At 36.6% G+C, this 14,668-nt stretch carries 18 protein-coding genes; 2 read left to right on the forward strand and 16 right to left on the reverse strand.

Translation table 11 applies throughout. The annotated features are described in order from the left end of the window. Positions 1 to 9 precede the first annotated feature (9 nt). Positions 10 to 270 (forward strand): SemiSWEET family transporter, encoded by a 261-nt coding sequence (locus FGL72_RS04160; protein ID WP_004901606.1) that lies wholly within the window; start codon positions 10 to 12, stop codon positions 268 to 270. Between the two features lie 119 nt (positions 271 to 389). Here the strand turns inward: FGL72_RS04160 and FGL72_RS04165 are convergent, their stop codons facing one another. From FGL72_RS04165 to FGL72_RS04200, 8 genes are all read right to left on the reverse strand, one after another. After that, positions 390 to 1,616, reverse strand: a complete 1,227-nt coding sequence (locus FGL72_RS04165) for an MFS transporter (RefSeq protein ID WP_085699038.1) — start codon at positions 1,614 to 1,616, stop codon at positions 390 to 392. Between the two features lie 485 nt (positions 1,617 to 2,101). Then, the gene (locus FGL72_RS04170) at positions 2,102 to 2,566 is read right to left on the reverse strand and encodes a GNAT family N-acetyltransferase (RefSeq protein WP_085699037.1); all 465 of its coding nucleotides are present in this window, start codon (positions 2,564 to 2,566) and stop codon (positions 2,102 to 2,104) included. 4 nt (positions 2,567 to 2,570) lie between these two features. Then, positions 2,571 to 4,160: a glycosyltransferase family protein gene (locus FGL72_RS04175; protein ID WP_085699035.1), complete on the reverse strand. Its 1,590-nt coding sequence runs from the start codon at positions 4,158 to 4,160 to the stop codon at positions 2,571 to 2,573. A 249-nt stretch (positions 4,161 to 4,409) separates the two neighbouring features. Next, positions 4,410 to 5,135 (reverse strand): SH3-like domain-containing protein, encoded by a 726-nt coding sequence (locus FGL72_RS04180; protein WP_085699033.1) that lies wholly within the window; start codon positions 5,133 to 5,135, stop codon positions 4,410 to 4,412. 173 nt (positions 5,136 to 5,308) lie between these two features. Next, positions 5,309 to 6,322, reverse strand: a complete 1,014-nt coding sequence (locus FGL72_RS04185; RefSeq protein ID WP_085699031.1) for an alpha/beta hydrolase — start codon at positions 6,320 to 6,322, stop codon at positions 5,309 to 5,311. 108 nt (positions 6,323 to 6,430) lie between these two features. Next, entirely contained in the window at positions 6,431 to 6,640 is a 210-nt protein-coding gene (locus tag FGL72_RS04190; RefSeq protein ID WP_004901624.1) for a hypothetical protein, read from the reverse strand. A gap of 120 nt (positions 6,641 to 6,760) precedes the next feature. Continuing rightward, complete coding sequence (locus tag FGL72_RS04195; protein WP_004901626.1) at positions 6,761 to 7,735, reverse strand: S66 family peptidase; 975 nt, start codon at positions 7,733 to 7,735, stop codon at positions 6,761 to 6,763. Between the two features lie 82 nt (positions 7,736 to 7,817). Further along, the gene (locus FGL72_RS04200; RefSeq protein WP_085699030.1) at positions 7,818 to 8,417 is read right to left on the reverse strand and encodes an NAD(P)H-dependent oxidoreductase; all 600 of its coding nucleotides are present in this window, start codon (positions 8,415 to 8,417) and stop codon (positions 7,818 to 7,820) included. Positions 8,418 to 8,525: 108 nt separating this feature from the next. Here FGL72_RS04200 and FGL72_RS04205 point away from each other — a divergent pair, with 108 nt between their 5' ends. Continuing rightward, on the forward strand, positions 8,526 to 8,987 hold the full coding sequence (locus FGL72_RS04205) for a MarR family winged helix-turn-helix transcriptional regulator (protein WP_146992777.1): 462 nt from the start codon (positions 8,526 to 8,528) through the stop codon (positions 8,985 to 8,987). A gap of 57 nt (positions 8,988 to 9,044) precedes the next feature. Here FGL72_RS04205 and FGL72_RS04210 read toward each other — a convergent pair whose 3' ends face one another. The 8 genes from FGL72_RS04210 to FGL72_RS04245 all read right to left on the reverse strand — a co-directional run bounded on the left by FGL72_RS04210 (position 9,045) and on the right by FGL72_RS04245 (position 14,642). Further along, on the reverse strand, positions 9,045 to 9,560 hold the full coding sequence (locus FGL72_RS04210) for an Asp23/Gls24 family envelope stress response protein (RefSeq protein ID WP_085699028.1): 516 nt from the start codon (positions 9,558 to 9,560) through the stop codon (positions 9,045 to 9,047). Positions 9,561 to 9,586: 26 nt separating this feature from the next. Beyond that, positions 9,587 to 9,781, reverse strand: coding sequence for a DUF2273 domain-containing protein (locus tag FGL72_RS04215; RefSeq protein WP_050809372.1), 195 nt, complete (start codon positions 9,779 to 9,781; stop codon positions 9,587 to 9,589). Between the two features lie 16 nt (positions 9,782 to 9,797). Further along, positions 9,798 to 10,352: an alkaline shock response membrane anchor protein AmaP gene (gene amaP, locus FGL72_RS04220; RefSeq protein WP_085699026.1), complete on the reverse strand. Its 555-nt coding sequence runs from the start codon at positions 10,350 to 10,352 to the stop codon at positions 9,798 to 9,800. Between the two features lie 24 nt (positions 10,353 to 10,376). Next, entirely contained in the window at positions 10,377 to 10,622 is a 246-nt protein-coding gene (locus FGL72_RS04225; RefSeq protein WP_085699024.1) for a GlsB/YeaQ/YmgE family stress response membrane protein, read from the reverse strand. A gap of 177 nt (positions 10,623 to 10,799) precedes the next feature. Beyond that, on the reverse strand, positions 10,800 to 11,924 hold the full coding sequence (locus FGL72_RS04230) for a serine hydrolase domain-containing protein (RefSeq protein ID WP_223246002.1): 1,125 nt from the start codon (positions 11,922 to 11,924) through the stop codon (positions 10,800 to 10,802). A gap of 54 nt (positions 11,925 to 11,978) precedes the next feature. Then, on the reverse strand, positions 11,979 to 12,410 hold the full coding sequence (msrB, locus tag FGL72_RS04235) for a peptide-methionine (R)-S-oxide reductase MsrB (protein WP_004905680.1): 432 nt from the start codon (positions 12,408 to 12,410) through the stop codon (positions 11,979 to 11,981). Positions 12,411 to 12,742: 332 nt separating this feature from the next. Further along, positions 12,743 to 14,023, reverse strand: coding sequence for an NADPH-dependent oxidoreductase (locus FGL72_RS04240; RefSeq protein WP_186727991.1), 1,281 nt, complete (start codon positions 14,021 to 14,023; stop codon positions 12,743 to 12,745). A 13-nt stretch (positions 14,024 to 14,036) separates the two neighbouring features. Further along, positions 14,037 to 14,642, reverse strand: a complete 606-nt coding sequence (locus tag FGL72_RS04245; RefSeq protein ID WP_085699018.1) for an NADPH-dependent FMN reductase — start codon at positions 14,640 to 14,642, stop codon at positions 14,037 to 14,039. Between the last annotated feature and the right edge of the window lie 26 nt (positions 14,643 to 14,668).

Here is a 14,668-nt window from a genome sequence, read left to right on the forward strand (position 1 = left end):
AAATTATCTATGAAAGCAAAAATTCATAATTTTGTCGGATCAATTGGTGCGCTGATTGGTACTTTTGTATTTATCGCTTATATTCCTCAAATTATGGCTAATCTAGCTGGTGACAAAGGGCAACCTTGGCAGCCACTGGTTGCTGCCTTTTCTTGTTTACTTTGGGTTATATACGGTTTCACAAATACGCCTAAAAGAGACTATATTCTTATTACACCTAACTTGGCTGGCGTTGTTCTAGGCACAATTACATTCATTACCTCGTTATAAATAGTCTAATAAAAAAGACTGAGTTCTCAAACTTGGTCTTTTTTACTTGCTATCGTGCATAAAACATTTATTTCACAAAATTTTGTGATTAAAAAAACAAATTATTACTTAGCTCTTATCTATGCATACTTGATGAAAATCCAGCCTCCTAAAACAAAGAAAATTAACAGCGATGCTGCGCCTAATTGCACCTGTCCTGTTATTGCTGCAACACTACCAAAAAGTAACGGGCCTAGAACAGCAGAAAATTTGCCAAAGATGTTATAAAAACCAAAGAACTCCCCCGCGAAAGCTTTTGGAATAATTTTGCCAAAGTACGAACGACTCAATGCTTGAATACCCCCTTGTGCACTACCAATCAGAAAGGCCATTACCCAAAAGCCCCAAGCATGGGTAATAAAAACAGACATAATGGCAATAACAATATAAATAATAATACCTATAATAATCATCAAACGCTCACCAACACTTTTGGCTAAATGTCCAAACATAATTGAAGCAGGAAATGCGACGATTTGGACGAACAATAATATAGTGAGTAACTGTGCCATCTGAATACCAATTGCCGTTGCGAATAAAGAGGCTTCGGTGATAATGGTATTAACGCCATCAATGTAGAAGAAATAAGCAACTAGAAAACCGACAATTTTAGGATATTCAGCAAGATGCTTTAATGTTGTTTTCAACCGAATTAACGTTTGATGGAATGGGTCTCTTGGCACACTAATAAAATATTTTTGCTGGACGCGCAACAACATTGGCAAAGAAAACAAAGCCCACCATAAACTTGCTAAGATAAATGCGAGCATAATACTTTGCTTATTAGATATCACATTTTGCAAAACATAGAATATAATAAATGGTAAAACACCACCAATGTAACCTACTGCAAAACCCCAGCTTGATATCTGTCCCATTCTCTCCGGTGTCGTTACATCTGTCAAAAACGCGTCATAATAAATATTAGCCACACTAAAACCAATATTTGCAATAATGAATAATATTAGCAACAACCAAAAACCTTGATCAGGTACGAACGCCAGTAAGAATGTCGCAACAATGCCCATTAATGTGGTAACAAGCCATGATGTTTTCTTCCAACCTCTAAAGTCGGCTAGTGAGCCTAATAGCGGTGCCAAAAATGCCACTAATAGTGTCGAAAAAGCATTGGCATAAGACCACCATGATGTCGTCTGAGCAGTGGATAGGCCAATATTATGTCCAACTGCATTCAACCAGAGGGGCAAAACAGCTGTTACAACAATCAAACTAAAGCCCGAATTCGCCCAATCATATAGCATCCAACCACGTTCTGCTGGCGAAAAACGCCTCACTATTTTTTTCATAAATCACCTCTATGTTAAGGCTACCAGACAACATTATAGTTTTGGTATACATTTTGTCAATTTGGGATAAAGAGCCATTAATATTGTCCTATCCACCTATTATTTAAGCGCCCTAACACGACGAACGTAAGTTTACTCTCTATCATTTACAGTCTAGTTTATGCTTTATCTTCGAGACACTTTTGAAGTGCTTTCACACTTGAATTAGTCACCATAAATCTTGGTATTTGTCTTAAACTATTTGTCATACGGTTTCCAATAATACCTGGTTATCATAAGAAAATACCCGTCATCCCGTGCAAAGCCATATAAGATGTCAAACTTTTATTCTGACTATCATACGGGTACGCGAAAACTGTGGAATCAACAGAAACATCAAAATTAAAAGACATGCGCAATCGCATGTCTTGATAGGATGTTATCTTAAATAATGTTGCTATTCATAGTGATCAACATCGTCATGTCACTGGTAATCAGGCAAAAATTTAGAGCATTTTCTTCATTCGTATGTCAGTTGGAAAAAAACCTGCTTTGTCGTAAACATGTATTGCAGCTGAATTGTTGCCAAAAACATGAAGTCCTAACGCGGAAAATCCAAGTTTTTGGGCCTTTTGACCTATTAGCGCTATAGCTTCCGTGCCAAAACCCTGATTTCTGTAATCTGAGTAGATTTCAAAATCAAAAATAAACGCGGCAGTCTCGTTTTCTACATCTTTTGCAATCCAGATATAACCAACTGTTACGCTATTAAACATAATAGAAAAAAGGTAGTTATTGGGTGTTGCTAAGCCTTTTGGCAATAAGCGTTCATAGGATTCATAAGCTTTATCGACAGCAGTGTCAGATGTCCAAGTACCAATTTTTTCTTTTTCGAGTGCGTAGTTTTTTATTGCATGGTTTAAGTAATTACGAAAACTTCCCTGTGACATTGGTTCTAACGTTAAACTCATCTCATCATAATCCCTTCAGCTTTTTGCCACCAAACATTGAACTCAGTATCTTATCTGCCAAAAAAGTGGATAAAATTGCACCAATAGCTAATAAGAATGGCAACATCATATAGATGTAATGTTCTTGCACCTCCCAAAATAGTACATAGAATAACGTCAACGCCTCAAATGTCATGAGCAGCATGCTCATAGCGTAACGTTGCTGTTCATTTTTAAGGTCACCATTATTTTTAAACAAGTAATAAATGGGTAATATAAACAGCGATAGGACAGCAGTTAATACTGTTATTGTTGACAAATGTATCATTTTTGGTGTTAACTGATGATAAATTTTTAAATATTTTTTTTGAGCTCGCAAATCTGATTTTTTTCTAAAGGAATTAAAATACTGCATACCAAAATCAGTTTTAATACCAAACAAAACATTAATTTTATTATGCCATGTTCTAATAATGCCTGTTAGTTTCAACGCAGCAAACTTCTCAAATAGTTTCTCTCTAATATAGGCTTTCCGTTGATCATAATTATGATATTTGTCTGTGATTGCATTAATTTCATTTCCGGAGCGGCCACCAAGATAATAGGCTGTCAAGAACCATGACTCAATAGGCATTTGACTATTTTTATCTTGAACTTTTTGGTAGTGCGTCTCTGACAATGTTACATTAGCAACGGCCTTAGTTGAGAATGAAAAAACTGCTAAAGCACAGATTAATGCTAACATTAAACGCCACTGTCGCGCATAAAAAATAATTAAAATGATGCTAAGCGCTAATATGACCACGATGACGTTGGGTCTTAGAAATATAGATATTGCTAAAAATAATGCTGACAAGATAATATTTTTAGTCGTTAGCCAATAGTTTGACGCCATATGAGCATATTTATGCTGCGCTTGATGATCAAATATTGCAATCGCAAATCTCACACCAACGATTAAAAATGGTAATGCAAACGTGTCAGAATAAGCAATTTGTGTAAATTGCATGAGATAAGTTGGCATAAATAAGCAAAAAAGTAAAAAAGTATTCCCTACTCTTTTCCCAAAAATAACGTCGATAATTTTAGCTAGGTGGTATATTGAAAATAGTAGCAATAATTGTCCAAAAATAGCGTGCAATAATAATAAATCATCAAAATGGTGCACAATAGATTTAAAAGGCGAATCAAGCCAGAATAGAAAAACAGTTATTGGCACATTGTTTGGAAACGTACTAAAATAATGTGACCACAACGCACCAGCGCCTGATTCTGGTTGCAATAATCTATACACTTGCACATTAACAGCCATACTATCATAGACCGGTGCATAGGGCTGATATATTAATGCACCAGCAACAACACTAATAATTAATAACCACAGCAACAGTCTAACAAAACGATGATATTTATGCGATATTTTGGCAATTAGGGTTACAACAATAATCAAAAAAACGCACAAGATTATATCTTTCACTAAGGCGTAGGCTTCAAATTTACCATTAAAAGTAGCATTAGGTGAAAAAAGATGACCAGAAAAAAGTACAGAGAGACTAATTAGGCCAGCTAATACAACCATGCTCCAAACAATGAACGACTGAAATTTGGCAGTCATTTTAAATTCTCCTTTATTCATCATAATGCGTTAAAAGATTATATATTTATCTTTTAGTCTATGATTATTGTATGCCTTTTCTTCTTAGACAAGATTGTCTCGAATCCAACATTTATGGTTGCTAAATTGTAAAAATTTTGTGACAACACTATCTCGATATTATCATAACTTTCAACGAATTAAAATAGCTGAAATGCCTACAAAAAAATCAGGAAAATCTTTTCCTGATTAAAGCAATTATCTATCTTGTTAAAAATTTAATTGATTGATGCCCGTCAATCCAGCTTGCCGCAATTGTGAACCATATTCACTATATAAATCATAATTACGTGGCAAAATGCCATATCTACCAAATAACGTGTAGTTGATTTCAGACATAATAATTTGAGAACGTGTATTTGTCCGATCAACCCACCCATAATTTTGTAAGTGAATCCATTCTGTGATAATACCATTATTTTGAATTTTAGCTATCTTGTCAACATAGAAAGAACGCATGTCGCCAACTGTCCCGCCTAAATATTCTGCACCTGGAACACCATATGGTTTTGTCCAGATACCGCCACCACCTGAGTTAAAGGCAACTTGATATCGGAATGGACTGATGTCAATAACTGCACCACGAACAACATTAGCAAACGCATTCACATCAGCGTACCCAGTTTGACCATGAATGGTGATATGCCGCCAAGTTGTTTCGCCAATCGTAATTGTCTCGCCAACTTCAGCAGCCGGTATTTTTAGACCTTCATACTGTTTCATACTGCCCAAATATTGTGCCCCATCTTGACCATATGGTTTGGTCCAAAAGGCATCATCACGATTATTTTGACTAACCACAATATCAGATTGTGTCATAGTAGCTGCCGATACCTCCTGAGTTAAATCTAATTCTTGACTGACCACTTCAGTAGCTGCTAACGTGGCTAATGTTGCTGCAATTAAAAACATATGTTTTATAGTTGTTTTTTGCATTGATACCCTCCGTAATTACATCTTTAATATAATATAATTCTATCATTGGCATTATTATTATTCAAATAAAAATTACAATGTTAATTATTATTTGAATTTATGTTTTGTTACCACTTACTTATAATATAAGATGATTGATGAATTAACTTGATGGGTCTTGACGGAATAATGGTCTATTTAAAACGATTTACAAAGTTGCGTGTCTCTATATAAGTTTGTTGCGCAATTTTGGTTTTATAGTTAAACTGATACTCATGTGAAACTTTTTCTGACTGCGCATTAAAAAAACGGCTTTCGACACTAACATCTAACTCACGTAGTCTATTGGCAAATGCCATACCTTGTGACTGAAAAGAATAAATATTGCCATCTGTAATATATGTCGGTGGAAACGCCTTATTGACATGTTGCACAAGAGACGCTTGTTGTAGGGCAGTAGAAGATTGCCATTTTTGAGTGCCCAATTCACTCCATGCTACCGTATTAATAAACCACTTCATCATGATTGATGCACTTTTCTCATGTCGGATTTGCTGTAAATTCAACGGCCCACAGTAAGACACCGTGGCACGTAGTTGATTAACATGCAGCACTCTGGCCATGCCTAGCGATTTAGCATATTGCGAATTTGTCTGCACGGCAGCGTATTGTAAAGCAATTTGTGCACCAGCCGAATCACCACCCAGAATAGTTTGCTTAAAATTATACCTTTCACGCAAACGGGCGTCCTTTTTAAAAAAAAGGACAGCATCATTTAGTTGTTTGACTTGACTCGGATAAATCGCAGCAGGCGCAGTTTGATAATTAATGCTGATAAAGGCCACATGTGTATCATTGACTAGTCTTGTTGCAAATTCTTGCACGCCAGATTTATCGCCACCAACATAACCACCACCATGCACCCATATAACCAGTGTTGTTGGCTTACTCATCCCCTTTGGCGTATAAACATCTAATGTATTTTTTGATTGGTATGACGGGTAAAGTATATTTTTTTGAATAATAACATGTTGTTTAGCAACATCATAACTTGTCGCATCTTGTATGACAACAGGACCACTGAACAGACGACTAACGAGATATGCACTTGGCCAAGGTGATACTGTCAAAGCAACAATAACTAACGTAACTATTGCTATAACTGTTAAAATCAGCCATTTAATAAAACGATTAACTTTTAAATGCATATGCTGCCCCATTCCACATGATTACAATACCAACAATTTAAAAGTCACTAAATACTAATGACAGTATTTAGTGACTTTTATTATTACAATGAAAACAGCAATCAATGATTATTGACTAAGACTATGAAAAATTCGCTGAACTAACACAAATAATAAAGTCATGACGGTTGCCACAATTAAACCAACAGTAAGCGCGAGCGATAATTTTAGAAAAAATAGCAAAATAACTGTTGTCAGCACAAAATAAACACACCATACACTGATGATAAAAACAATGTAAATCCAAAAAGCTAATGTCTCTTGACGATGTTGTTTCATTTATGCCTCCCTCTTATATATGAGTATACCATGTCATATTCAATTATTAATGCTATCTCACGACACTAAAGCCCCTAATCATATAGCTATTGCAAAATGCAAGATTTTAATTATCCTCTCTTACCCTTTCAAAATAGTAATTTTCGGTGTATCTGTCGTTGCATCAATCAACACTTCTCCCCCCAGAGGCATAGTGAATATAGGCTGCGTGTGCCCAAAGTCCACACCATAAATCACTGGTACTTGCCTTAATTTAGGAAATTTATGCAGTATCATGTGTAGTGCGGATTCAGTCATATTGTTTTCAATTGGAAAACGTCCGATCACTAACGCTTTTAAATCAGGATGTATCTGCATAATTTGTGCTAGTTCACGTGAAAACTCTAGTGGTTGTCCCCCTTCAGCTTCTTCAACAAAGACAATGGGGTTCAGGACTTGCGGAAAAAATGTTGTGCCGGCCTGTAGATAATACGTTTGTATATTACCACCTGTTATAATGCCCTGAGCACTACCATGCTGAAAAATACGCCATTGATTGGATAATGGCTTTCTTGCTTTAGTTTTATCAAACCATGGATCGCTTGTCCAGACATCACTTGGCAAAAGCTCATAACTAGTCTTTGTCAACGCTAGAAACCAAGCATTTGTCTGATATAACTGTAGCGCATCCATCTTAAATGAAGAATAACACGGTCCGTAATAAGTCATTAAACCAGTTTTGGCTCTAATAGCATTATGTAAACTAGTAATGTCAGAGTAGCCGATAAATGGCTTTGGGTTATTTCTAATAATATCCCAATCAATATATGGTAATAACTCATTCGAATTAAGGCCACCTATTGTCGTTAAAACAGCAGCAACCTGCTTGTCTAAAAAAGCAGCATGCAGATCCATCACGCGAGCATTAATACTACTGGAGTAAAATTCATCATTATCGTGTATATGTTGTCCAAAAGTGACATGAAAACCCATTGCTTCCAAACGCACTTTAGCAATAAGGTTATCCTCAAATCCGCCGACTCTGTCTATAGAAGAACTTGGCGAAATCACTCTAATCTGATCGCCCACTTTTAGCTTTTTTGGAATTATTGACATGTTATTTTATCTCCACAAATCATCTTGTTATCATGATAACATAGCTAACTTGTAAAACAAAAATGTTGTGGTGCGCGTCAGGTTAAATGTACTTCCCCACAGTAGTTAACATTTTGGCACGACCTGCCGCATTTGTATCTTCAGCATTAAAATTATGCCATTTAAAATTTTTCATACCCAGCTTGCCAAAAACACCCCGTTTCAACATTTTTTCAATCGGATTACCATAAACTAACCGATAAATCCAAGTAGGTGTACCTGAAATAGTCAATATGCGGATTGGTTTATTCACTGGAAACATTTGTCGTGGTGCGCCCTTTCCAGAGCGCTTGACTTGACCTTTTGCTAATACTTTATCCAAAAAACCTTTTGTCATAGCGGGCATCATTTCCCACCATATTGGAAAGAGCATAATTATTTCATCAGCAGCGTATAATCTGGTAAAATAATTTTCCGTTTGCGCATCAACAAAGGGTGCTGTACGCCAATTGACTAAATCACGACGTTGCATTCTCGGATCAAAATTATCTTGATTTAAATCAATAATATCAACTTCTTTACCTTGAGCTGTTAGAGACTTTACCGTAGCAACAAGTAAAGCCGCTGTAAAGGATCGGTTATGTGGCTCATTATAGCCTGAATTTTGACCATAAGGATGATCAAAGACAATCACTACTTTCATAAATATATACCTCCATCGATAATATTTGTTGTTATTTTATATTCCAAGGAATATAATAAGTATAGTCTAAAATTAATATCTGTCAATATATATTCCAAGGAATTTAAAATGAAAAATTCATACCATCTACTCGTTTCCGAACTAAATATTTTTCGTCAACATTCTGGAGAAGAAAATATTCACCGTTATCTGACAAATTATGATCAAGTACCAAATAGTCAGCAATTGAATATTTCTGATCTTGATGTCATCACATTAATTTATCATCATGACGATTCTCGTATCAGTGATTTACTAGCACATACAACTTTAACCCAAGGGGCAGTGTCTAAAATAGCCACTCGTTTAACCAAGTTAGGCTTTGTTAGTAAATCTCACCACCCTAACAACCAAAAAGAGACTTATTTAACGTTGACGCAATTTGGCAAAATCATTGCGACCATACATCAACAATATCATGAAGATAATGACCAAGCATTACAAACTGTTATGTCAAAGTATTCCAATGCGGAAATTATGACATTCACTTCATTACTTAAAGAAATCAATCAGATCAGGCAAGACCATTAAAAAAACGACATGCTATGTAACATGTCATTTTTGGGATAAGAAATTTTTCTTACTGTCTTACTTAACACGGTCAGCATCATCGCCCATTTCCGAAGCGGAGCGCTTAACGGCATTAACACCATCACTTGTTTTTTCTTTGAGTGTGTTGCCTGCATCTGTCACACGATCTTGAAGAGACACTTGCGCATTATCAAATTCCGCCTTTGTCTGAATATCAATCACCTCAACATTTAGTTCCACTAGCTCTAAGCTCGTTGTTTCAGTTAACTGTTTAGTAATAACCTTGGTTAATTCTTTGTAAATATCATGTGCATTATGACCAAAAGCCATAATAATATTTAAATCAACAGCTACTTGCTCCTTGCCTACTTCAACTTCAATACCATCTACTGGGTTATCACTGTTCACAATTTTATTCTTGATATTGGCCATAAAGCCACCATCAACGCCTAGTAGACCAGAAACGTTTTCAATGGCATAACCGACAACCTTTTGAATGACTTTGTCATTAAACGTCAATTCGCCTTTAGGTGCTGTTTCTGTAGCCTGTACACTTTTGTTCTCAGTAACCATTATTCATTCCTCCAATTATTCTACTATTAGTTTTTCTGATCAAATATATCGGTAATACGGGATAAATCAACATGATAGCTATCTAACAAATACCCTATCCAAGCTGCAATGACTGTGATTAGCAGGACAAAGATAGTTTTTGGAAAGCCAATTGTCATCCATAAGGTGGCAAACACTAATCCCGATATGCCACCGATAACCATTTTGTTATTTTTAATCATAATTATACCCCAGCTCTTAAATCACACGTGATGTCTTACGCTGACCACTGGATGATTTATTAATTTGAATATTGACCTTAATCGGTGCTTGATCAACGCCTGCCAGAAGTGTTGATATTTGTTGCGTGAGTTTCTCAGTCATTTCTGGCAACTTAGCGATAACATGTTGCTGATAAGTTGCATCAGCTAAAATCTTAAACTGCTTTTGTCGTCGCGTATTTTTCATCTTAACACGCACATTAGTTAAGCCTTCACCTGATAATTCTGTCCTAATAAAATGATTTATCCCGTCATTGCTTAAAGCCAATCGACCTTGCTTACCTTCAAGCAAAAGAATATCTTTTTTCTGTGTTGGCTGCATGACTACGGCTAAAAAGATAAGAACTGTTAAGGCTAATAGCACAAAGCCATAGTCGGTGATAATCATTTGACTATCAATGGCCCATTTGAAACCAACATCATTCAATTTGTCAGAGGCTCGCTCTAAACTGTCAGGCCAGATTAATAAAGCAATCCCGACTAAGTACACAATACTCAAAAAACTTAATACTACTTTTTGCCATTTTTTCATATCTCACCTCTTTACTGGCTGAGCTTATCCTCTGGATCTAATACCGAACAGGTATGAAACCACCAAAACAAGAATAACTGCACCAATAATAGAAGGGATAAGTGCCATGCCAGCCAAGCTTGGACCCCAATCTCCTAAGAGCCACTGACCAATTGCTGAACCAACTAATCCAGCAATAATATTACTAATCCACCCCATTGATTCGCCACGATTGGTAATCGCACCTGCAATGGCACCAATAATAGCACCAACAATTAATGACCAAATCATAATTCTATCCTCCTTTTAAAATCGGATGTTCTAAGTAGCGCTACTTATTATATAAATTATATCATACAATGAAAACGCTTACAATATGTCTCAAATTTTTTCATTTGTTTCAGTAAGTGAATTAAATCACATCAAATTAAAAACACACCAGCAAAAAATCACTAGTATGTTTTTAATTTAGTTAGTAAGTTGTGTGTATATTTTACTATTCATGTCGCTTAACGAAATGGCATGATTTCTAACGTTAGAAAATAAAACAATGTAAATTCGCCCACCATGACTAAAGCCATTTGACACACTCCAACCCGACAAATACCCACGATTAACAATTAAGGCAGGGTCATTATAGAAACCCATCCCATATTGTGAACTACTACCTGGTTTTAACATGGCGTTTAAGCTGTCTGATTTTAATAGTTTGTGTGTGAAGAGCGCTCTATCAAAAAGGTACATGTCAGTAGGGTTCATATACATATCCCCAACACCAAACAGTTGAGAAAAATTAGGTAACGCGCCCGGTGTCATATGCCCTTTTTCCAATTCATAACCAACCGAGGCTTGCTTAGATTGCTGATAAGTCGTATCATTCATAAAGCCTGTCCCCGTCATATAACTTGGCGCTATAATATGTTGCTTTAGATAAGTACGATAATCGGTATGCGTAATTTTTTCTAACAGTTTGGTCAGAATAATATAATTAGCATCTAAATAATGCCAGCGCCCTGGTTGTCCTACCGTCCCATTGGCTTTAATTTCATTGACCAATTCATCACTCGTCTCAGCCTGATTTGTTTGATTTCGACCAAAAATACCCGATGTATGATTGAGCAAGTTGAATAGCCTAATATTTTGGCCATTTGGAAAATCAGGAAAATATTTTGCAATGGCATCCGTTACTTGAAGCTGTTTCTTTTCTTGTAACTGTAGAATAGCTGTCGCAATCATTGCTTTTTGTGTTGATCCAATCGGAAATAAAGTATTGGGACTATTCGGTATCTTTTGCTCATAATTAGCTTCACCGTAGCCTTTACGTAAGATAACTTTATTATCTTTTACAACCAAAACAGAACCTGAGAATCCAAGTTCTGAAATGTAACGATCTAGGTTAGTATCGGCAGTGACTGTTGACAATGTTTCTGGTTGCTTGGCTGGCTCAATAGACTTGTTTTTTGCTTGTTGCGTTGTTTTATTTGATCCCTCACGAGCACGCTGCCATTGTGGCAGATAATAAAAAATGGTTGTAACAACCGCTAAGATAACAAGCACAGCAATGAGGCTGCTCAACCATATTTTCTTATTCATAATCTTTCCTAAGCTAAAAGCATGATATTCAGCCAACATGTGTTGACATAGTCATTACAACGTGCTGAGGTACTCAGCATAACCCGCCTTCGCCATATCCTTTTTTGGTATAAATTTCAGAGCAGCTGAATTAATACAATATCTCATCCCACCGCTTTCGCTTGGACCATCAGGAAATACATGACCCAAATGCGAATCGGCTTCTGTTGAGCGCACTTCAATACGTTTCATACCATGAGAATGGTCGGCAATCTCTGTTATATGCTTGTCAATTGGTTGCGTAAAAGACGGCCAACCACAACCCGCATCATACTTGTCTCTGGAGCTAAACAAGGCCTCTCCACTAACAATATCAACATATATGCCATCTTCATAGAAAGCATCATATTGACCAGAAAAAGGTTTTTCAGTTGCACGATTTTGTGTGACATCGTAAACTAATGGCTCTAATGCTGTCTTACGAGCAGCTAATTCTTTATCGTTCATTTTATGCCTCCAATGCTATTCATTCTAATTTGTTAAGCCTATTATACGATATACCACGCAGTTGTTAACATTATAATTTAGTGAGATTTTATCGATTGACTATATAGCAACGTATTTTTTTGTTTTTCGGCATTTAATCAGCAGAGATGTACGCGACCAGGCTTAATTGTTCGATATCATTCAGGTAACATTATTTTTAGTAACAGATGACTTGTGATTGGCATTGAAACTGTTTTTCTCATGTTTACCTATTCTTTTTATGGCTATAAAATCATATTTTCACCATAAAAGGAGCAAAATACTTTGCTCCTTTTTGTTTAATCCAATTTATTTTATTGATGTTCTGAAGCGCCAGTATCCGCATCAGCCGTTTTATTAGTTGTTACTGGTTTGTCATTAGCGTGCTCTGAAGCACTTGTATCTGCATCAGTAGTCTGCTGGCTATCAGATGTCGCTGAATGTTCTGAGGCACCTGTATTCGCATCCTTTACTGACATAGGATTGTCTATTAGAATTTTGCCTGTCTGTCTGAGATAAGAAGCCACAATAGGCCATAAATCAACTACCCATTCGTTAACGCCACGGTACTGACCTGTTTCATCATGCATCGCCTGGTAATAATGCATAACATGCTTTTTTGGACCATTACCCGGTACTGGCATTTCAATGCGCGCCACTTTTCCTTCCCGTAAAGCATGAATAACTTGCTTAACATGTTTAACAGCACGTGGCGGATGAACAGCAGACATAGGATTTCCTACCTGTCCTGGCTTTCTGGGCGCAAGCATATCTTCAGTAGCTAAATTCTTATTATAGTAAATAAACTGATTATTATCATCAGCAAAAGTTAGTTCTATTGGCATTGTGTTAAGAAAATAGTTCAATTGATTAACTGTCAGCAATCCTCTGTCTAACTTGCCATAAGCATTCCCATCAACTGCATTTGTTTTAAGTGCAGCTTGTTCTAACCAATCACTAGCTGTCATATCAACATCCGAAACTGTCGTGTCGGTACCATTGGTGGCATCCAAATTTTCCGATTCGTACGCTGTATCTTCTTGCTTATCTAATGTATTAATCACCTTAACAAAAGTGATAAACTTACGTAAAACAGCATGTATGAAATTAACCGTGTCAGTATCTTTTAAAATACCAAAGTCATCAAACGCTTGCTTAGCATTAGCAACCAGGACCTCGTTGCCTGGCAACACAACTGCATTGACACCCGGCGCTTCTAAAATTTGACGTAGATGTAATTGTGCGCGGGATGTGCCTTGCGTTAAGTAAGAAGCACCCACAATCATCACTGGTTTCCCATCAAACGGGTGTACTTTATAAGATAACCATTCAATCACACTTTTTAATGCTGCCGGAACTGTGTGATTATGTTCTGGGGTCGCAATAATTACACCATCAGCTGACTGTATTTTTTGACTTAAAAATGCTACGGCATGATTATCCACTGTTGCATCATCTTGGGTAAACATTGGTACATCATTAATATCTAACAACTCAATGTCAACCTCTTGATTAAATTGCATAGCAATAAACTTTAATAGTGTGCGATTGTATGATTCTTCTGCAATGGAGCCTGCGATACCAACTAATTTTATCATTTGAAATCCCTCACTTGTCATCCCAAGAAAAAGCCTCAGACTGGGCTTTTTTTATATCATCCGTATTGTTCAGCGCTGCAGATATATCCACAAATAACAAAAAGTCCTTAAACAGGCCATCTAATTGTTGACTTGTTTCTTCATCAATCAGTCCTTGTTCCGAAAACGCTTCCAATGAATGTCCTAATAAAAATTCAGACCCTGGCATGACACGCGCCTTAATTTCTGGTGAATCAAGCACCTGTCGAAGTTGGGCTTGCGCCCGCGAGGAACCCAATGAACCATAAGAAGCGCCAGTAATCATGACTGGTTTATTCACAAAAGGATGTGAAGTATACGATGCCCATGCTAGCGCATTGAGTAATAATGCCGGAACAGCATGATCATATTCTGGCGTACCAATGATGACACCGTCTGCTGGCAGAATTTTGTTTATTAGCGCTAATGCTGGTTCTGGCATGAATCGGTCGGCAGTTTTCTTGAAAATCGGTAAATTAGTTAAACTAATAAGCTCGATAGTCGCTTCCTCTGAAAAATGTGTTTTCATGTACTGTAACAAATGTCTATTTGTCGAAGTCGAGGATTCGGAGCCAACTAATGCAACAAAGTTTTTCATCATATCGCCTCATTTTTTGTCTTTAT

Origin of the sequence: Leuconostoc citreum, assembly GCF_007954785.1 — a bacterium.
In the GTDB taxonomy this organism is placed as follows: Bacteria; Bacillota; Bacilli; order Lactobacillales; family Lactobacillaceae; genus Leuconostoc; species Leuconostoc citreum.

Excerpts from the sequence above, each read along its gene's own strand:
- FGL72_RS04160 (WP_004901606.1), top strand. The coding sequence starts at position 10 with ATGAAAGCAAAAATTCATAATTTTGTCGGATCAATTGGTGCGCTGATT.
- FGL72_RS04165 (WP_085699038.1), bottom strand. The coding sequence starts at position 1,616 with ATGAAAAAAATAGTGAGGCGTTTTTCGCCAGCAGAACGTGGTTGGATG.
- FGL72_RS04170 (WP_085699037.1), bottom strand. The coding sequence starts at position 2,566 with ATGAGTTTAACGTTAGAACCAATGTCACAGGGAAGTTTTCGTAATTAC.
- FGL72_RS04175 (WP_085699035.1), bottom strand. The coding sequence starts at position 4,160 with ATGACTGCCAAATTTCAGTCGTTCATTGTTTGGAGCATGGTTGTATTA.
- FGL72_RS04180 (WP_085699033.1), bottom strand. The coding sequence starts at position 5,135 with ATGCAAAAAACAACTATAAAACATATGTTTTTAATTGCAGCAACATTA.
- FGL72_RS04185 (WP_085699031.1), bottom strand. The coding sequence starts at position 6,322 with ATGCATTTAAAAGTTAATCGTTTTATTAAATGGCTGATTTTAACAGTT.
- FGL72_RS04190 (WP_004901624.1), bottom strand. The coding sequence starts at position 6,640 with ATGAAACAACATCGTCAAGAGACATTAGCTTTTTGGATTTACATTGTT.
- FGL72_RS04195 (WP_004901626.1), bottom strand. The coding sequence starts at position 7,735 with ATGTCAATAATTCCAAAAAAGCTAAAAGTGGGCGATCAGATTAGAGTG.
- FGL72_RS04200 (WP_085699030.1), bottom strand. The coding sequence starts at position 8,417 with ATGAAAGTAGTGATTGTCTTTGATCATCCTTATGGTCAAAATTCAGGC.
- FGL72_RS04205 (WP_146992777.1), top strand. The coding sequence starts at position 8,526 with ATGAAAAATTCATACCATCTACTCGTTTCCGAACTAAATATTTTTCGT.
- FGL72_RS04210 (WP_085699028.1), bottom strand. The coding sequence starts at position 9,560 with ATGGTTACTGAGAACAAAAGTGTACAGGCTACAGAAACAGCACCTAAA.
- FGL72_RS04215 (WP_050809372.1), bottom strand. The coding sequence starts at position 9,781 with ATGATTAAAAATAACAAAATGGTTATCGGTGGCATATCGGGATTAGTG.
- amaP (WP_085699026.1), bottom strand. The coding sequence starts at position 10,352 with ATGAAAAAATGGCAAAAAGTAGTATTAAGTTTTTTGAGTATTGTGTAC.
- FGL72_RS04225 (WP_085699024.1), bottom strand. The coding sequence starts at position 10,622 with ATGATTTGGTCATTAATTGTTGGTGCTATTATTGGTGCCATTGCAGGT.
- FGL72_RS04230 (WP_223246002.1), bottom strand. The coding sequence starts at position 11,924 with ATGAATAAGAAAATATGGTTGAGCAGCCTCATTGCTGTGCTTGTTATC.
- msrB (WP_004905680.1), bottom strand. The coding sequence starts at position 12,410 with ATGAACGATAAAGAATTAGCTGCTCGTAAGACAGCATTAGAGCCATTA.
- FGL72_RS04245 (WP_085699018.1), bottom strand. The coding sequence starts at position 14,642 with ATGAAAAACTTTGTTGCATTAGTTGGCTCCGAATCCTCGACTTCGACA.